Below are 19,263 nucleotides of genomic sequence, written 5' to 3' on the forward strand. Positions count from 1 at the left end.
ATTTTGAATCTACTTAACGATTATCGTTTGTCCTAAAGACAATGAATTATCCGTTAAATTATTTTTCCGTTTTAATTCTTCTATCGAAATGTTGAACTTTTTAGACAGTGAATATAGTGTATCTCCTTTGACAACGGTATATTTTTCAACGCCTTCAGTATAGACAATCTCTTTTTTGGCAATAACAACCGGCACATAGTCTTTCCCCAAAACTTCGGCATCGTATTTTGCCAATTGGTAACGTTCAATCAATCCGATTAATTTTTCAGGGTATTTTGGGTCGGTTGCATAACCGGCTGCTTTTAAACCGTAAGCCCAACTTTTATAATCATCTTTCCCGAACTGAAAAAGCTCGGCATATCTTGGTCGACTCGTTAAAAAATAAGAATGGTCTCGAAAAGAACCACTCGGATTGTCATATTTTCTAAAACATTCGTTTTCTTCATCATCAGTATAACGAATACTGGGTCCGGTCCATTCTTTGTGACATTTAATTCCGAAATGGTTGTTCGCTTGCATACTCAGCGGACCTGTTCCGGCACCGGATTCTAAAATAGCTTGACCCAAAGTTATACTGGCCGGAATTCCGGTTTTGATCATATTTTCTTTGGCCAAACTTTTGTATTTTTCGATATAGGCCAAAACCATTTCGGTAGTAACCTTAACTCGGGTTGTGGCTTCTAAAATCTCACTTGATGAGGCATTGTTTTGCGTTGAAGAAGTGGTAGTTGCTTGCACAACTCCTTCAGGCTTTTTGGACTGATTGGGTCTTAAAATGGGCTTTTTGACTCTTTGTGCAACGGGAGCTGTTGTTTTTCTGGGATCGGGCTGAGATGTTCTGACTACAGATTGGTTAGAACCACAAGAAGCCACAAAAATCATAAGCAGCAATAAAAAAAGTTTCTTAATCATAGGTATTTATTTCGATTTGGTTTTTCTGTTTTAACAATTGGTTCATTCCTGCAATTCCTTGTAATCCGCCGGTATGAATTAACAATATCTTGGAATCCCTCGGAAACCACTCTTTTTTAATCAAATCAAAAACACCATAAACCATTTTTCCGGTATAAATCGGGTCTAAAGGAATTTGGTATTTTTGATAAAAATCATTTATAAAATAAACTAATTCAGGCGTCACTTTGGCATAACCGCCAAAATGATATTCGGTCACTAATTCCCAATTTTGATTATGAACAAATTTACAAATATCTTCTTTTAAAAAATCGCCTTTCAAAGCAGGAAATCCTAAAACTTGTTGACTATGTTTTGAACAATTAATAACACCCGAAATCGTACCGCCGGTTCCTATAGCACAGCAGATATAATCAAAGCTTTCATCCGCTTTGGTTAAAATTTCTTCACAACCTTTTATGGCTAAATCATTGGTTCCTCCTTCGGGTAAGCGATAAAAATCACCAAATTTTTCCTCCAGTATCTTGCTGAAATCAGCGCTGTTTTTGTCGCGATAGACAGTTCTTGAAACAAACTCAAAAACCATTCCGAAGTCTTGTGCTTTTTGTAAAGTAGGGTTTTCTGCAATCTTATCCCATAATTCTTCTCCTCTGATGACACCAATAGTTCGGAAACCGTTTTCTTTTCCGGCAGCGGCAACGGCTAAGATATGATTGGAAAAAGCACCTCCAAAGGTTAGTAAAGTATTTTTGTTTTCTTTTTTGGCTTGCGCCAAATTGTATTTCAGTTTTCTGTATTTATTTCCGGAAATATAGGGATGCAACAAATCTTCACGCTTGATATAGAGCGTGATATCAGAATTTTCGATTTCGATTTTTTGATTAATGCTATCCAAAAAAAAGCTTTTGGCAAAGGTACGAAACGCTACAGTCTTGGGATAAAAAAAGCGATTTAAAAATCGCTTTTGAGTGTTTCTTAATGGTTAGAAACTATTATTTTCTGTGCCATTTTCCTATTGTCATTGGTTACAACCTCAACTAAATAAACAGCTTCTGCCATACCACTGGTGGAAAATTCATAGCTGTTTCGCACTCCCAATCTTTGTTTGTCAAAAATTTGCTTTCCGGCAATATCAAAAAGCTTAACAGACTTTAAGTCTAATGAATTGGGATTAGAAACAGTAAGCGTTTGCGAAGTATTATTTTGAAAAATAACCAAATCCGATTTTATATTATCCTGACTGTCTAAATTGGAGTCTTTAAAAGTAATTTCGAAGCGATTATTATAAACTCCTGTCGATAAAACCACTTCATAGGTGCTGTTTTTGATGTCATGATAGCTATTGTCTTGGGCATCATACATGAATATTGATTGCGATTCATCGAAATTTACAACCATAGAAGCGTCAAATTTAAAAGTGGCGTTATCTGTGGCTTTTATTCCAACCGGAATTCTCTTTTCAATATCAAAACTCAAACCTTGGATAACATATTTATCATTATCTAAAAAGAAATAAACATCATTTGGAATGGCATCTTCAACCGGTGATTTGGCATCAATCCCCCTGTCAATTCCGTCAGTGGCTGTTGGCAGTAAAACCAGTGCAATTTGTCTGGTAAATTGGTTATTCATTATGGTATTGAGACGAATTTGAGCTACTTGATTTGCTGCAGGATTTTGAGTAGATTGAGTTTGATTATTGGCATTTCTTTCAAATTCAGAATAAAGGTCGGATTCTTTGTAAAACGCTCTATGAGTGTTTTTCAAGGTCACTGCAACCGGACTTCCGCTAGCTTTACCTTTCACCATAAAACCTTGACCGATAGGCGCATATTTTCTTTGAATTGACAATCCTGATGAAGCTCCAACAGTATTTATAGTTCCGTCAATGTTAAAAGAATCAAACGTGGCCGGTACATAAACACCGTATTCTGTTGGGCTGGTACTGATAGGCGCATAAGTTCCATATCCACCACGATATGCCAATAACAAATGAGAATTAACCGTTTTATCGTGTTCCCAATAGTAAGCAATTCCGGTACAATCGGTATTACTCGGATCTAACAAAAAAGCATTCACATGTAATGCTGATGGGTATGGATTACCGGTTAACGTTAAATTATCTGTGACAACATTTACAGTGATATTGCCATCATTAGGTTTTCCTCTAAAATCATAACGTTGCGCTCCACCGGGGTTATTGACCGCTGTTTCGCCTACGTTTGTAGCATCTGTTCCGCTGGTTCCTTTCATGGTAAAACCTTGTCCGGCTTCAATATCAGTATTGGCAGCAGAATGAATCCATTCTGAATAATCGGCTCCGGCTAAAAATCTCCAAATCCAATAACTAGCTATAGAAAGAGAACCATTGGCTGAAACGCCATCATAAGTAGCTGAGTCAATTGTGGCCGGTGTACTGTTTAAAACCGTCGTAGGAATATTTAACATTGTGATTCCGAAATTTTCATTTCCGGCTGCTGTTGAGGCATTACCAACTGGAGAGCACCAATAATTGTAATCATAATTGTCTGAAGTTCCTTCTTGAAAAACTGACAAAACACCCTCGCCTCTATTGGTTGAGACTCCTGCTGTTCCTTGCAAAAGCTGACCTTCGTTTCTTAAAAAAAGATTACCGTTATTCTGAAGATTTACATCTTGAGTAACATAAACATATTGCTCTTTAACAAAAACATAGCTATTCGGGCTAACATAAAGTTGTGCCAAAGCAGTTGAACAAACCAATAAAATGGTCACAAATATTAACTTCTTCATAATATCATTATCTTAAATACTCAACTAAATAAGTTTTAACAGCCATAAAGATATAACTTTTTTTTAAAAAACACTGAATGCCAAGAATATACAGACCTCTTATGACAAAAAAAACTACAACCCACAAACCGTCTATGATTTGAAAAGATTTTAAAAACTAAGTTATTGCCATATCACTATTGCTTTTTTTATATATTATTATTTAAATCATCCGGAATTATCACAATTAGTTTGTTAATTTCTTAGATTTTTATGGCTTTTTAAAGACTATTTAGAAATAATTATTATTTTGCACTATATTAAAATTACTGCAATTTATTATTCATTACCGTTAAATGACAAATAATTATCCCTCTATAAATTTAAATCCTCGCCTCAGGAAAGCATTAGCTGCCTTGTCATGTTTGTTTATTTTATTAATTTCTAATACTATACAAGCTCAAGGAACCAGTTGTTCAAATGCAACTGCTTTAACAATTAATGGAAGTTGCGTGTCAGGAGTTACTATTGGTGACACAACACAAGACTCACCTAATATAGGGACTTGTCCCGGCACTTTCGCAAGAGAAGGATGGTTTACTTTTACTGTTTCAAGTGGACCTCAAAACATAACCATAACTGCCGATGCAAACAATAGAAATCTTTTTTTACAATTAATTTCTTCGACCTCATCTTGTACCGGTTTATCTCAAATTAATTGTGCAAACGCAACCAATTCGAACGGCGCACAAATTGAAAGTATAAATCAAACTTTAGGCAATGGAATTTATTACATAAAAGTAGTAAATGTTGGTTCGAGCAATATGGTTTTAAATAGCATATGTGTAACGGCAACATCACCTTGTACAGCTCCGGCAGCTCAAGCTTCGGGATTTACTTTGGGCACAGTCACTTCAACTACGGTTCCGGCAACCTTTTCGGGTACTGCGAATGGTTTTTTAGTCATACGTTCTTTGACAAATACACCACCATCCCAACCTATTGACGGTACAATTTATTCGGCTGCTAACATTGCTACATTAGGCTCTGGTTTGACATTTATCCAATCTGGTGCATCAACAACAATTACCGACACCGGACTTACAGGAAATACACAGTATTATTATTTTATTTATGCCTATAACAATACATCCTGTACAGGTGGACCGGTTTACAACGCTTCAGGGGCTTTGACCGGTAATGCTGTTACTTGTCCGGCCATACCAAACTCCGTAGCCACCGCCGGTATAACTTCGAGTGGATTTACTTTGAATTGGGCAGCTCCAACTGGCGGTTCGGCAAATGCCATTACTTATTCGGTACAAGTCACCACTGATGCAGGTTACACCACTAATATTTCCGGCTCTCCTTTTTCAATATCGGCACCAACAGTTACTTTAAGCTTAACCGGATTGAACGCCTCAACAATTTATTATTATAGAATTCTTGCCAGTAATGGATGTAATAGTGCTTATGTAACCGGGAATGTTACCACTAGCGCAGGCAATCCATGCTCCAATGCAACAACACTAAACTGTGGAACAACCAACCTTGCTGGAACTACTGTTGGAAGTACAAATTACACCCATAATACCGGTTGTACCATGAGTAATTATGGCAAATGGTATACTTTTATTGGAGATGGAAATATGAACACTATTTCAGTAACCACCACTAACTTTGATGCCGAGATGTCAATATCAAGTGGAACTTGTGGGGCTTTAACAAATATTACTTGTGAAGATAGTGCCATCAACGGTACGGAAACATACAGCTTTACAGCTACAGTTGGAGTTACTTATTATGTTTACGTTTCCTATTGGTTATCTGGAGATACAACTACAGGAACGTTTACGATTTCCAGAACTTGTACAACGCCTTTTGACCCTTGTGCTTCTATTCCGAATATTAGTACTTGTGGATCAACTACAAATACAACTATTGCAGCTGGAATTGGAGCCTATGGTACTTCATCATGTGGCTGGACAACTTCGGGACAAGAACAAATATATACATTCACCCCAACAATAACCGGTAATTATTCTATTTCTCAAACCAGTTCATTTGCTTATATAGATTACCAATTCAAACCGGCGTCTTCAGGCTGTAACAGTTCGGGCTGGACTTGTATTGATGACATTTCAGGCACTGCAAACAGCCCTTATTTCAGTTTAACTGCCGGAATACAATACTATCTTTTGTTGGACCCCGAAAGTTCAGCAGGCGGAAATGTTAGCTTTGTTCTGAACTGTCCGCTAACACCTCCAACCAATGATAATTGCAGCGGAGCAATTTCTTTAACGGTTAACCCTTCAACCACTTGTACGACTAACACCTCAGGGACTACTTTGGGTGCTTCACAATCTCAAGCCGGTTGTATCGGCACTGCTGATGATGATGTTTGGTACAGTTTTGTAGCGATAACAAATTCTCATACCGTAACTGCAACACCCACTGGCTTATCTGACACGGTAATACAAGCCTTTAGCGGAAATTGTGGTTCATTAGTAAGTTTGGGTTGCGTTGACGACACAATCTCTTCAAATGAATCAACCGTTCTAACCGGATTGACTATTGGAAACACCTACTTTGTTAGAGTGTATAGCTACAGCAGTAGTTCAGGTCAAGGTACTTTTAATATTTGTGTAACCTCAAATATTCCCTGTACCGGTGGTTCAGGAGCCGGAGGAGCAAGTGATAACTGTCCGGTTATAGTTGCAGGTGGTATAGGAATGAGCGGCGCCGACCCTAATCCGATTAACGCCTGTATTTCTTCCACTTGCGTTGATTTAGAAGCTACTTATTTGCAATTAAATCAAACCACCAATTATACTGTTCAGCCTATTACTTACAATCCACCATACCAATTTAGTTGTTTGCAAAACTCTGTTAGTATCAATGTGGATGATGTTTGGTCTCCAACTGTTTCACTGCCTTTTAATTTCTGTTTTTATGGCACCAATTACAGCCAATGTTTAATAGGTTCAAACGGAACAATCACTTTTGACCTCACGAATAATACACCCGGTGGTTATAGTGGATGGTCATTTGCCAACAATCTTCCGAACAACACCTTGTTTTTGAATACTATTTTTGGAGTATACCATGATATTGATCCAAGTAAAGGTGGTGAAGTGGGCTGGGAATTAATCACCTTAACTTCAGGTTGTAGAGCATTAGTAGCTTCATGGAATGATATCCCGATGTTCTCTTCCAGTTGTAATGCCCAATTGTATACCGGAATGATTGTATTGTATGAAAACACTAATATCATTGAAGTCTACATTGAAGAAAAAAATGTTTGCGCCACTTGGAACAGCGGAAATGCCATAGTAGGTATTCAAAACGCAACAGGAACGCAAGCTGTGGTGGCACCAAACAGAAACGGACTAGACACGAACTGGACAACTACCAATGAGGCGTGGAGATTTACGCCATCCGGAACATCAATTGCCTCCGTAAAATGGTACCAAGGTTCAGGAACGAGCGGAACGGTTGTGGGTACAAGCAATACTTTAAACATTTGTCCAACCACAACCACCACCTACACAGCAGAAGTAACTTATACGCTTTGTGGCGGATCTACTTTAAAAATAACCGATGAAACTACGGTAACCGTTGGCGCCAGTAAAGTATGGAACGGCTCAGTAGACAACGATTGGAACAAACCAAACAATTGGACTCCCAACACTGCCATCCCCAATAGCGCTGACTGTGTAATTATCCCTATTACAGCAAATAATCCTGTCATTTCAGGAACTAATTATAGTGCTTTAGCCGGTACGTTATCTATTCAAAATGGCGCTACTTTAACTATAAATTCAAACAACAGCCTTACCGTTACCGATTGGGTAAATGTAGCCGCAACAGGAACATTTACAATCAATAATAGTGCAAGTTTGGTCCAAATCAATAATGTTACCAATACCGGAAATATCATCTACAAGCGAGATGCTACCATCAGAAGTTTGGATTATGTCTATTGGTCATCACCTGTAGCCAATTATAGTTTAAGTAGCATTGCTGCTCCGCTATCCTTTTGGGCCATGTACAAATGGAACACCACTGTGGCCAACACCAATGGAGGACAAGGCAATTGGGAAAGCGCTGCAGGTGACACTATGATTGCCGGAAAAGGATATATAGCCAGTGGTCCAAGCACTTTCAGCTCCACAGTAGCGGCAACTTTAAACGGCAGTTTTACAGGCGTACCTAATAACGGAAATATTACTATCCCAATAGCCCGCGGAAGTGACACCAATACAGCGCTTCACTATGGAACCAATGGTGCAGAAATCACCAATTACAGCGACAACTGGAATTTGTTAGGCAACCCATATCCTTCAGCCATTAGAGCCAGCCAATTTTTATTTGACAACAACACCAAAATTATGGGGAATGTCAAATTGTGGACACACGGCACTTTACCGGCCATCATAGCCAGTCCGTTTTACAATACTTTTATTTATAACTACAGCCCCGGAGATTATTTGACTTATAACTTTACAGGTACCAGTTGTTGTCCGGCAGCAGGAGCTGATTTGTTTATTGGCTCAGGTCAAGGCTTTTTTGTGCAAATGGTTGACGGTCCGGCCGCAACAGACAACATAACTTTCACCAATAGCTTAAGAAGCAATACCTACAGTAACAGTACTTTCTACCGATTGTCAAACTCTAATGTTTCTAATAGTATTAATGTTGAAAATTTGGAAAGAAACAGAATTTGGCTCGACATCATTGACAGCAATAACAATTCCGACAGAACTTTGTTCGGATACATTGAAGGTGCGACTATGGGTAACGACAGTTTCTTTGATTGCATCACGCAAAACACAGGCGGAACCGCCATTTATTCCTTATTGGACAATGCCAAATTTTCCATTCAAGGAAGAGCTTTACCTTTTGATGTTAATGACGAAGTGCCAATCGGCGTTAATATCCCAAGCTCTGGAAATTACTCTATTGCCCTAGCCGCTATTGACGGTCTTCTAAACAATCAAAACATTTACCTAAAAGATAATTTATTAAATATTACCCACGATTTGAAAGTAAGTCCATACCAATTCACCTCAACCAACGGCATGATACACGACCGCTTTGAAGTAGTTTACCGTAACAATGCTTTAGACAATTCTGAGTTTTCAAGTAACAACCAAGTAAACGTTATTGTAAAGGATGAAGTTACAGTGAGCTCCAATAGTCTTCAAATGGAATCCATAATCGTCTACAATGTTTTAGGCCAAAAACTAGATAGTTATTTTAACATCAACACTAATTTCTTTACGCTTTCTAATCTTAGAAAAAATAACGCCGGTCTTTTATTGAAAATAAAATTACAAACCGGAGAAACCGTAATCCGAAAAGTGATTTATTAATTAAAGATATTTTAAAAACATCCCAAAAGACCTTTGCTTTAAATAGTGAAGGTCTTTTTCATTGGCATAGGCTTCTTGCTCAAATGAAATTTTACGATAAGCCAAATTTCTATCTTGGCACTTCAACCATCGCACCAAAAACTCTATGCCATACCAAATAAAAAAAGGCAAAATCAACAACTCCAATTGCTGGCGCAAATGAATTTTTTCGTGATTAATCAAAACCGAATCACTTTTATTTTGATTAGATTTCAAAACCACAAACGGAAATACAGTCAATCCTCTGTAGCCTTTCGGAATTAAATATTTCGAAACGATTAGTATCATTACTGATAAAGTCTTTAAATTTGTGCCTATGAACGAGCAAAATAATGAAAATAAATTAATCGAAGGCGAAGATTATTACTTAACGCCCGAAGGTTACCGATGTTTCACCGAAAAATACCACTTAAAACGCGGCTATTGCTGCCGAAGCGGTTGCCGTCACTGTCCGTACGGATTCGATAAAAAAACAGGCACTATTAAACCAAAAAAATAAAATTAGGGCGTTACCACAAGGGTCGGGCTTTCCGCAGTACACGGTACTTGCTCCAATCCCTAACGCAACAGCTTAGAACCAAAGATAAAAACTCAGAAACATAGAAACTCAGCAACTAAAAACATGACTTTCCAACAACAAATACTTCAAGGAATCCCAACGGTTTTACCACAACCCAAACCCTACGAACCCGAAATCAATCACGCGCCCAAACGCAAAGAAATATTATCCGAAGACGAGAAAAAATTAGCGCTCAAAAATGCTCTACGCTATTTCGAACCGCAACACCACGCTACTCTAATTCCCGAATTCAAAGCCGAACTGGAAACCTACGGTCGCATCTACATGTATCGCCTTCGCCCGGATTATAAAATGTACGCTCGTCCAATTTCGGACTATCCCGGAAAATGTGAACAGGCTAAAGCCATCATGCTCATGATTCAAAACAATTTGGATTACGCCGTGGCCCAACATCCGCATGAATTAATTACCTACGGAGGAAACGGAGCTGTATTCCAAAACTGGGCGCAGTATCTTTTGACCATGAAATATTTGGCCGAAATGACCGAAGAACAAACTTTAGTCATGTATTCCGGACACCCAATGGGCTTATTTCCATCGCATCCCGAAGCGCCAAGAGTGGTCGTAACTAACGGTATGGTTATCCCCAACTACTCCAAACCGGACGATTGGGAAAAAATGAACGCACTCGGCGTTTCTCAATACGGGCAAATGACCGCCGGAAGTTATATGTACATCGGTCCGCAAGGTATTGTTCATGGAACAACCATTACAGTACTAAACGGATTCAGAAAAATAAAAAAATCTCCTAAAGGCGGTTTATTCGTAACCTCTGGTTTAGGCGGAATGTCAGGAGCACAACCTAAAGCCGGAAACATTGCAGGTTGCGTAACCGTTTGTGCCGAAGTCAATCCAAAAATTACCCACATACGCCATACTCAAGGTTGGATTAATGAAGTTATAGATAACATCGATGCGTTAGTCCCAAGAGTCAAAACCGCTTTAGAAAACCAAGAAGTTGTTTCTATAGCTTATTTAGGAAATGTAGTTGACGTTTGGGAACGATTCGACCAAGAAAATTTGCATATCGATTTGGGTTCCGACCAAACTTCGCTACACAATCCTTGGGCTGGTGGTTACTATCCGATAGGTCATACTTTCGAAGAATCTAATGAGCTAATGGCAAATAATCCGGAGAAATTCAAAGAGGAAGTGCAGAAAACCTTGCGTCGTCATGCGGCAGCCATTAACAAACACACCGCCAAAGGCACTTACTTCTTTGATTACGGAAATGCATTCTTACTCGAAGCTTCTCGCGCCGGCGCTGATATTATGGCCGAAAACCACATCGATTTTAAATATCCAAGTTATGTGCAGGACATTATGGGACCAATGTGTTTTGACTACGGATTTGGGCCATTCCGTTGGGTTTGCGCTTCCGGAAATCCAGAAGATTTAGCCAAAACCGACCAAATTGCCTGTGAGGTTTTGGAAGAAATGATGCAAAATTCACCCGAAGAAATCCAACAACAAATGGCCGACAACATCCAATGGATTAAAGGTGCACAAGAAAATAAATTAGTGGTTGGTTCACAAGCCAGAATCCTTTACGCCGATGCAGAAGGTCGAATCAAAATCGCGGAAGCTTTCAACCAAGCGATTGCCCGTGGCGAAATTGGCTATGTTATTTTAGGTCGCGATCACCACGACGTTTCCGGAACGGATTCGCCTTATCGTGAAACTTCAAATATCTACGACGGTTCCCGTTTTACTGCCGATATGGCCATTCACAACGTTATTGGTGACAGTTTCCGCGGCGCGACTTGGGTATCCATTCACAATGGCGGTGGTGTTGGTTGGGGCGAAGTAATTAACGGCGGTTTTGGTATGGTTCTTGATGGTTCAAAAGCAGCGTCAAGACGCTTAGAATCAATGCTTTTCTGGGATGTAAACAACGGTATTTCAAGAAGAAGTTGGGCCCGAAATGAAGGTGCCATTTTCGCTATAAAAAGAGCCATGGCCACGCAACCTTTATTAAAAGTTACCATCCCTAATATAGTTGATGATGGATTGTTAGAATTTTAGATTATTAGACTGACTTAGACAAAATAATCGTTATGAATTCCAAATCTAACAATCTAAGAAGTCTAACAATCAAAAAAAATGAAATATGAAAACAACTAAAATTTTACCTTTATTTTTACTTTTTGTAGTAGCCGCATGCAGTTCGGTTAGAGTGAACTCTGATTACGACAAGCAAGTAGATTTTGCAGCCTATAAAACCTATGCTTTCCACAAAACCGGTATTGACAAAGCCGAAATTTCCGATTTAGACAAAAAGCGAATTTTGCGTTCTATTGACGAAACTATGACTGCTAAAGGCTTTACCAAAAGTGATAATTCCGATTTATTGATTTCTTTTTTTACTAAAGAAAGAGAAGAAGTCAATGTGAACCAATTCAACGCCGGTTGGGGTTATGGCTGGGGCTGGGGTTGGAATCCTTATTTGTGGGGCGGCAATACTTCTGTTTCCCGTCATACCGAAGGCACTTTGTACATCGATATTATTGATGCCAAGAAAAAAGAACTGATTTGGCAAGGCGAAGGCGAAGGCGTTTTAACCAAAGACACCCATAAAAAAGACGAAGTTATTAAAGAATTTGTGACCAAAATATTAGAGCAATATCCACCGCAGAAGAAGTAGGCAGTGTTCAATATTCAGTTGGCAGATTAAGATATAAACCGTAACCGAGCTGTTACGGTTTTTTTTGCTGTTAACCTAGCCCATTTGAAATTAAAAGGAGGACAGCCAGTGGCTGTCAGGTAGATCACAACCACATTTAAAGTTAAAAGATTTAATAGAAACGAAAATATATTTTAGCCCGGATTGTAGTGGCATCCTTTTTCTTTGCAAAAGAAAAAGATATAACGGAAAGCCGGAAACAGCTCCTAAAAATAAATCTGTTCAAAGTTTTTTTATGATTTTTATCACAGTTGTTTGTCCTAAGATTTGTAAATTTACGAACACAACAAAACCAGATTTATGGAAGCCCATTTTGAAAGCAACCCTTTGATTGACAGATTACCCAAGCACTTAAAGCAGTTTATCAAACCGCAGGATTACGACGATTACACTCCGATTAATCAGGCTGTTTGGCGTTATGTGATGCGTAAAAATGTGGATTATCTTTCAAAAGTTGCCCACGAATCCTACCTCGAAGGCTTGAAAAAAACCGGATTGGAAGTGGATAATATTCCGAACATGTATGGCATGAACCGTATTTTGAAAGAAATCGGTTGGGCTGCCGTAGCTGTAGACGGATTTATACCGCCCAATGCTTTTATGGAATTCCAGGCTTACAATGTTTTAGTAATTGCTTCCGACATTCGTCAGTTAGAACACATTGAATACACTCCGGCTCCGGACATCATTCACGAAGGTGCCGGCCACGCTCCTATCATTGCCAATCCGGAATATGCGGAATATTTGCGCCGTTTTGGAGAAATTGGTTGCAAAGCCATTTCGTCTTCGCGCGATTATGAAATGTATGAAGCGATTCGTTTGCTATCTATCCTAAAAGAAGCGGAAGGCACACCTGAAGAAGAAATCAAGAAAGCCGAAGACCAAGTCGAATTTCTGCAAAACAATATGGGAGAACTCTCTGAAATGTCCCGCATCAGAAACTTGCATTGGTGGACAGTGGAATATGGCTTAATCGGAACTATTGAAAACCCAAAAATATATGGTGCAGGATTGCTTTCTTCCATTGGAGAAAGTGCTTGGTGCATGACGGATAACGTAAAGAAAATCCCTTATGACATTTCAGCGGCAGATCAAAGTTTTGACATCACCAAACCGCAACCACAGTTGTATGTAACTCCAGATTTTGCTCATTTGAGTTTGGTTTTAGAAGAGTTTGCCAACACCATGGCTTTGCGCACCGGTGGCTTATCGGGGATTCAAAAGTTGATTAATTCTAAAGCTTTAGGAACTATAGAGCTAAGTACAGGAATTCAGATTTCTGGTTTGTTTACCAACGTAATTGAACACGAAGGCAAACCGGTTTATGTTCAAACTACCGGCAAAACCGCTTTGTCTTACCGCGAAAAAGAATTGGTAGGTCACGGAACACAATACCACGCCGAAGGATTTGGTTCTCCGATTGGAAAACTCAAAGGCATCAACTTAGCGATTGAAGATATGAGTCCGAGAGATTTGAGAGCGTATGATATTTATGAGGCTGAAAAAGTGACTTTAGAGTTTGAAGGAAATGTTACCGTTACCGGAGAAATCATTACCGGTTCGAGAAATTTGCAAGGCGAAATTATCATCATCAGTTTTAAAAACTGTACGGTAACCCACAACGACACCATATTATTCCAACCGGAATGGGGAACTTATGATATGGCTGTGGGTAAAAAAGTGATTTCCGCTTTTTCAGGTCCGGCCGACGTAAATAGTTTTGACATGATTAACCACGTACCGTCAAGTCACACGATTAAAGCCAAAAAATCGGCAGAACGAGAAGAATTAGAAGGCTTGTACCTCAACATCCGGAACATCCGCGAAGGCAAACCTGCAGTGATTTCTATTGAAAATACTTTTGATTTAGTCCAAAGCAAACATCCGAAAGATTGGTTGCTTTCTTTAGAAATAGCAGAACTTTGTGATAAAACCGGGAACACCGAACTCTTGCATAACGTTTTAATTCATTTGGAAAAACTCAAACAAAACCGTCCAGAAATTGCGCATTTGATTTCGGGTGGATTGGGCTTGTTTTTGGAAAAAGTAAGTTTACCGCACTAATGTAACCTTTGTTACTGCGAGCCAATCCATTACCCAATATCTTTGCTGAAAAAATTACAATTATGGGATTATTAGACATGTTAGGTTTAGGCAGTAAATCTGAAAGCATAAAAGATTTTATAAACAAAGGCGCTGTTATTATTGATGTAAGAACCGTTGGTGAATTCAGAGATGGACACATCAAAGGCTCTAAAAATATTCCGTTAGATACCATTAACGGCAAAGTAAACGAAATCAAAAAACTAGACAAACCGGTAATCGTTTGTTGTCGCTCCGGTATGAGAAGTGCTCAAGCGGCTTCTGTTTTAAAATCAGCAGGCATCGAAGTAATTAATGGTGGTGGTTGGCAAAGTTTGGAAGGTAAGTTATAATAAAAAAGTCCCGAAAATTCGGGACTTTTTTATTTATTCCACTTCTTTGTATAATTTTCTATTGAATAACTATGGTTCATATACATATCCCATAGCATTAAATTAAACTCTTTGTAATATTCTTCTTTTTTTGTAGGATCCATTTTAAAATTAGCCAGCACCAGTTCTGCATCTTCATAGTCAGATAATTTATAGCCTTTTAAATTCCATGCACCAGCCATTTTATAGTTTAAGGCGCCATTGTAATCACCTAATTCGGCTGCTTTTTTAAAATATTCCAAGCATTTTATTTTATCTTCTTTGATAATCCCGGCGGCAATCATTAGGCCATACATATTTAAAGCTGATGGCTCATTTAACTTTGCACATGCTGTTATAATTTCTTTTGCATTGTAGTTAAAATCACTGCTTTTTATTTTAAAGCCGTCACTTTTTTTGTAACGATGACAACCATCACAACTCAATTTTTCGCAATTCCCTAGATATCTTTCACACTCATCAACCGTATTTTCAATGAAGCCTAAATATTTTAATAATTTAAAAACTGAAATATCTTGTCTTTTGGCATAATACATCCAATCTTCGGCTTCAAATTTTCGGAGTTCTCCTCCATCGTCACCATAAAAATTTAAATAGAGATAATAGTTTGGTTTTCGGGCGTAAGCATTTTTAGAAAAAGGAGACACACATTGAACATTTAATTGTTTCAGAGCATAACCTTGGGCTTCTTGCGGATTAGATTTTGAATTTGCACGTTGTGCTAAACGAACAAAAGGAGTATTTTCAGTAGTTATAATTTCATTCACTTTCATCGTCAATGCCGGATACTTTTTTTCTAATTCTAAATATTTATCCAAAAAAAGATTGTCTTCTTTATAAAAACTTAAATGAATATAAGTATTGAAGTGTACTCCTTCTTTTTCATCATGGAAACCATTAAAAAAGACAGGGATTAATTGGGTTAAAATGAGTTGATCCACTTCTTCTGCTTTCTCGGGAAAACGTTGTTGGAGTTTTTCAAAATTTTTCAAGGCAGAAACGGGATAGAATGTCGATTTTAAAGCATAGTAAATTAGTTCATCATATGTTGCTGTGCTTTCTTTCTCAGAAAACAGAGATACATAATTGGCATAATTCAATACCGCATCTTTAATTTTTTGTCGGGAACTACTGTAATGCGGATCTGATTTTGAATCTCCTTCTCCTAATGCTTCTCGAAGAGCTGCATGAATTTCACCCGGAGACAATGGGTCTTCACTCAATAATGACCTGTAATATTTATAAACCTGATAATATTCTTGCCAATCTGCTTTTTGCTGTTGTTCTTTCTCTAATCGTTCTCTTTTTTCTTTTTCTGCTTTGGCTTGTTCCGCTGCGGCTTTTTCAGCTCTTTCTCGAGCCGTTTTTTCATACGAGTAATTATTTCCGTTTCCATAATTTCCCTTAACACCTGAACCCGAATTTGAATTTGAATTCATATTGGCTCTATGTGCCGCATCATTTTGATTCATTCGGTCTTGACGCATTTGTTCAAGTCGATAAGCATCAGGTTTGTGGTAAGCATCACCGTATTGAGCTTTTGAGGTAAACGAAATTAGAACTAGGAGAACTAGCAAAAAGTACTTTCTCATAAAAAAATTAAATCAAATTGTTATTCTTGGCTTTTTGAATGGCCTCGAGTTTATTGTGCACCTGCAATTTGGTATAAATATTCTCAATGTGTTTTCTGACTGTAGAAGGTGACAAAAATAAATTGTCGGCTATGACGTTGTAATTTAAACCTTTGCTGAGTTGTTCAAGCACTTCAACTTCTCTTGTGGTCAGCTTGATTTCCTCATCGCATTTTTCTTCAAAATTCACCGGATTTCTGAGCAATTTCAAAGTTTTCAAAGCGATGGAAGGATTCATTGCAGCGCCGCCATTTAAAGTTTCTATGATGCCCTGGTGGAGTTCTTTGGGGTTGACTTCTTTAAGCAAATAACCATCGGCACCGGCTTTGATGGCATTGAAAATATTTTCATCATTATCAAAAACGGTCAGCATGATGATTTTGATTTGCGGGTATTTCGATTTAATGATTTTAGTCGCCTCAATTCCGTTACAAACGGGCATTTCGATATCCATCAAGATTAAATCGATACACTTATTGGCTTCTAATTTTTTCTGTAAATCATTGCCGTCAATGGCAGTGAATTTTAAAACCATATCGTCAAAAAAAGACAACTTTTCGGCTACGGCTTTTTGCAAAAAAACATTATCGTCTACTATGGCTATTTTGGTGGACATGGCTAAAAATTATATAACAAATTTGACTCTTTTTTTTGAGGTAACATACTGATTTACAAAAAAAGTCCTTTTCAAAATGTGATTTAGCTTGAATAAACCCCAAAATGAAAAGGACAACAATAAAAACAACCTAAGTGTTTTTTCTGTAAAAATCAATACCACTTGATTAGCCAAATTTGACCAAATATTTTGATAAAAAAAATACGTCAAATGACGTATTTTTATCGGAGTGGTATATTGAAAAAGTTAATCCTTTTTCAGTTGAATACTGATTTTTGTGCCGGTTTCTCTTGCAGAAGTAATATGGAATAATCCACCCGTATCAGCTATGCGTTTGCGCATATTGTGGATGCCGTTGCCCAATGCGGTTTGCTCTATGTCAAATCCGGTACCGTCGTCAAAAATGGTAATTGAGATGGCATTATCATTTGGCGATATGTTAATGTTTATATTTTTCGGATTGGCATATTTTATACTATTGTTGACGGCTTCTTGTATGGTTCGGTAAAGATTCATACCTTCAACTGAAGTAAATTTTACGTTCTTAAGCGAGGTATCAACCTCAAAATTAAAACAGACATCTTCTTTTGCTTCTTTTGCTTTCTCGATGAAATTGTGAATTCTGGCTTGTAAATCTTCAAAAGTAATTTCGCTGTTATTCATCGCCCAAATCGTATCGCGAAGCTCTATAATAGTGGATTTGGCGAAATTGCTGATGCCCGACAATTTAGCATCTAACTTGGCGTTTTGAATATCAAAAGCATATTTAATATTGTCAACTGAAGAAATAATAAACGTGAGTTGGGAACCAATATTATCATGCAAATCTCTTGAAATAGCCAAGCGCTGCTCCTGCAATTTGTTTTGGGTTTCAATTTTGGCAATGGCCGATTTAAGTTCAAACTCTTGTTCTTGTTGCTTGTTTTTGAGTTTTTGTTGGCGGTAAACCAAGTAAATTATCACAAGTAATGCCAGTGAAATAAGACCCAGAATTAAAAACTGGGTTTCTTTTTTCTTGATTTCCAATTCTCGTGTGGCAATTTCGGCTTTTGACTTTTGGATGAGTCTTTCTTTTTTCTCGGTTTGGTATTTGGTTTCTAACTCAGCTGTTTGCTTTTCGGCTTTGCTGACTAATAATTGCTCATCTAAAATCGCCAATTTGTCTACATAAAAATCAACACTGTCCGGCTGATTCAAATAGGAATAGACCTTGATTAATGACTTGTAGTTTTTCTGAAGTTTTTCGTGATGTTGGGTTTGTTCAAAAAATGTTCGGGTTAGCTGCAGAAGTTTTTTGGCCTCGATATATTTTTTATTGGTTACCAATTCTATGGCCATATTCAAATCGAAATTGGCTTTGTCTAAATCCGAATTCAGCTCTTCGCGAGCTTGTTTGGATTTTTGATAAAGCGCCAAAGCATCTTTGGATTTTTTTTGTTCCGATTTGATGGAAGCAATGTTATTAAAACCGCTTGAAATCCCTTTTTTATTGCCTACAGCCGTACAAGCTTTTATACTTTTATCATAAAATTTAAGCGCATTAATGGTGTCTTGCATGTGCAAATAAACATTGCCGAGATTCAAACAAGACACACACAATTCTTCCTTGAAATCATTCTTTTCCTGGTACTGAATAACCTCACTGATGTACTTCAAAGCTTTGGGATAATTTTTAAGTTTGAGGTGAATCAACCCAATATTTCCTTTGATGATACTGGTGTTTTTTTCATCTTTTACACTTTCAAAATACGTTAACGCTTCCAAAAAAGACGCCATCGCTTGTTTGTATTGGTGTGTTTTTTCGTAGATATTGGCCAAATTATTATTGATTTTAGCCAGGCCTTTTACATCCTTTCTGAGCTTTCTGATTTTGTAGGCCGATAAATAATTCGATTTAGAATTGACAAAATCGCCTTTGATAAAATAAACCGCGCCTATATCGCTGTAAACTTGTGCCATTAAAGTAGAATCGTTCAATTTTTTGGACTCAACTGTTGCTTTTCCGCCATAATACAAGGCCGAGTCAATATTGATTTTAGAATAGTACCAAGTCAAATCTGAGTAAATAGAAGCCGTTTTTTTGGCATCGGGATTGGCTTTCAACTCTTTTTTTAAGCCGTCGATAATGTCTTGGGCATTTTGGGCCTTTGTTGGTATTGAAACCAACAATAAAAAAAGAAAAAGTAGTGATTTTTTCATACG

13 protein-coding genes are annotated in these 19,263 nt (G+C 37.9%); 6 read left to right on the forward strand and 7 right to left on the reverse strand.

Features of this window, described 5'->3' with window-relative positions:
* Positions 1–9: 9 nt before the first annotated feature.
* The 3 genes from P7V56_RS13595 to P7V56_RS13605 form a co-directional block, all read right to left on the reverse strand.
* The gene (locus tag P7V56_RS13595; protein WP_171222186.1) at positions 10–912 is read right to left on the reverse strand and encodes a glucosaminidase domain-containing protein; all 903 of its coding nucleotides are present in this window, start codon (positions 910–912) and stop codon (positions 10–12) included.
* Positions 905–1,798 carry a 1-aminocyclopropane-1-carboxylate deaminase/D-cysteine desulfhydrase gene (locus tag P7V56_RS13600; RefSeq protein WP_171222328.1) on the reverse strand — a complete coding sequence of 298 codons (894 nt, stop codon included), beginning with the start codon at positions 1,796–1,798 and terminating at the stop codon, positions 905–907. The genes P7V56_RS13595 and P7V56_RS13600 overlap by 8 nt, the downstream gene beginning before the upstream one ends.
* A gap of 89 nt (positions 1,799–1,887) precedes the next feature.
* Positions 1,888–3,684 carry a T9SS type A sorting domain-containing protein gene (locus P7V56_RS13605; RefSeq protein ID WP_171222185.1) on the reverse strand — a complete coding sequence of 599 codons (1,797 nt, stop codon included), beginning with the start codon at positions 3,682–3,684 and terminating at the stop codon, positions 1,888–1,890.
* Positions 3,685–4,088: 404 nt separating this feature from the next.
* Between P7V56_RS13605 and P7V56_RS13610 the strand changes: the two genes are divergently transcribed.
* Complete coding sequence (locus P7V56_RS13610) at positions 4,089–9,038, forward strand: RemA C-terminal-like gliding motility protein (RefSeq protein WP_171222184.1); 4,950 nt, start codon at positions 4,089–4,091, stop codon at positions 9,036–9,038.
* On the opposite strand, the gene P7V56_RS13615 is transcribed toward P7V56_RS13610, so the two are convergent.
* Entirely contained in the window at positions 9,039–9,365 is a 327-nt protein-coding gene (locus tag P7V56_RS13615) for a hypothetical protein (protein WP_171222183.1), read from the reverse strand.
* Positions 9,366–9,393: 28 nt separating this feature from the next.
* Here P7V56_RS13615 and P7V56_RS13620 point away from each other — a divergent pair, with 28 nt between their 5' ends.
* From P7V56_RS13620 to P7V56_RS13640, 5 genes are all read left to right on the forward strand, one after another.
* The gene (locus P7V56_RS13620; RefSeq protein ID WP_171222182.1) at positions 9,394–9,576 is read left to right on the forward strand and encodes a C1orf53 family protein; all 183 of its coding nucleotides are present in this window, start codon (positions 9,394–9,396) and stop codon (positions 9,574–9,576) included.
* A gap of 123 nt (positions 9,577–9,699) precedes the next feature.
* A complete protein-coding gene (hutU, locus tag P7V56_RS13625) occupies positions 9,700–11,682 on the forward strand; it encodes a urocanate hydratase (RefSeq protein WP_171222181.1) in 1,983 nt (660 codons plus the stop codon).
* 85 nt (positions 11,683–11,767) lie between these two features.
* Positions 11,768–12,301: a DUF4136 domain-containing protein gene (locus P7V56_RS13630; RefSeq protein WP_171222180.1), complete on the forward strand. Its 534-nt coding sequence runs from the start codon at positions 11,768–11,770 to the stop codon at positions 12,299–12,301.
* A gap of 339 nt (positions 12,302–12,640) precedes the next feature.
* Positions 12,641–14,404, forward strand: coding sequence for an aromatic amino acid hydroxylase (locus tag P7V56_RS13635; protein ID WP_171222179.1), 1,764 nt, complete (start codon positions 12,641–12,643; stop codon positions 14,402–14,404).
* A gap of 62 nt (positions 14,405–14,466) precedes the next feature.
* A complete protein-coding gene (locus tag P7V56_RS13640; RefSeq protein ID WP_171222178.1) occupies positions 14,467–14,775 on the forward strand; it encodes a rhodanese-like domain-containing protein in 309 nt (102 codons plus the stop codon).
* A gap of 29 nt (positions 14,776–14,804) precedes the next feature.
* Here P7V56_RS13640 and P7V56_RS13645 read toward each other — a convergent pair whose 3' ends face one another.
* From P7V56_RS13645 to P7V56_RS13655, 3 genes are all read right to left on the reverse strand, one after another.
* Positions 14,805–16,406 (reverse strand): hypothetical protein, encoded by a 1,602-nt coding sequence (locus P7V56_RS13645; RefSeq protein ID WP_171222177.1) that lies wholly within the window; start codon positions 16,404–16,406, stop codon positions 14,805–14,807.
* Positions 16,407–16,413: 7 nt separating this feature from the next.
* A complete protein-coding gene (locus tag P7V56_RS13650) occupies positions 16,414–17,061 on the reverse strand; it encodes a response regulator transcription factor (RefSeq protein ID WP_171222176.1) in 648 nt (215 codons plus the stop codon).
* Positions 17,062–17,307: 246 nt separating this feature from the next.
* Positions 17,308–19,260, reverse strand: a complete 1,953-nt coding sequence (locus P7V56_RS13655) for a tetratricopeptide repeat-containing sensor histidine kinase (protein WP_171222175.1) — start codon at positions 19,258–19,260, stop codon at positions 17,308–17,310.
* Positions 19,261–19,263: the final 3 nt, after the last annotated feature.

Origin of the sequence: Flavobacterium sp. IMCC34852 (assembly GCF_030643905.1) — a bacterium.
Taxonomy (GTDB): domain Bacteria; phylum Bacteroidota; class Bacteroidia; order Flavobacteriales; family Flavobacteriaceae; genus Flavobacterium; species Flavobacterium rivulicola.

Coding starts and splice junctions, on each gene's coding strand:
- P7V56_RS13650 (WP_171222176.1), bottom strand. CDS start 17,061: ATGTCCACCAAAATAGCCATAGTAGACGATAATGTTTTTTTGCAAAAA.
- hutU (WP_171222181.1), top strand. CDS start 9,700: ATGACTTTCCAACAACAAATACTTCAAGGAATCCCAACGGTTTTACCA.
- P7V56_RS13620 (WP_171222182.1), top strand. CDS start 9,394: ATGAACGAGCAAAATAATGAAAATAAATTAATCGAAGGCGAAGATTAT.
- P7V56_RS13645 (WP_171222177.1), bottom strand. CDS start 16,406: ATGAGAAAGTACTTTTTGCTAGTTCTCCTAGTTCTAATTTCGTTTACC.
- P7V56_RS13655 (WP_171222175.1), bottom strand. CDS start 19,260: ATGAAAAAATCACTACTTTTTCTTTTTTTATTGTTGGTTTCAATACCA.
- P7V56_RS13615 (WP_171222183.1), bottom strand. CDS start 9,365: ATGATACTAATCGTTTCGAAATATTTAATTCCGAAAGGCTACAGAGGA.
- P7V56_RS13595 (WP_171222186.1), bottom strand. CDS start 912: ATGATTAAGAAACTTTTTTTATTGCTGCTTATGATTTTTGTGGCTTCT.
- P7V56_RS13635 (WP_171222179.1), top strand. CDS start 12,641: ATGGAAGCCCATTTTGAAAGCAACCCTTTGATTGACAGATTACCCAAG.
- P7V56_RS13605 (WP_171222185.1), bottom strand. CDS start 3,684: ATGAAGAAGTTAATATTTGTGACCATTTTATTGGTTTGTTCAACTGCT.
- P7V56_RS13640 (WP_171222178.1), top strand. CDS start 14,467: ATGGGATTATTAGACATGTTAGGTTTAGGCAGTAAATCTGAAAGCATA.
- P7V56_RS13630 (WP_171222180.1), top strand. CDS start 11,768: ATGAAAACAACTAAAATTTTACCTTTATTTTTACTTTTTGTAGTAGCC.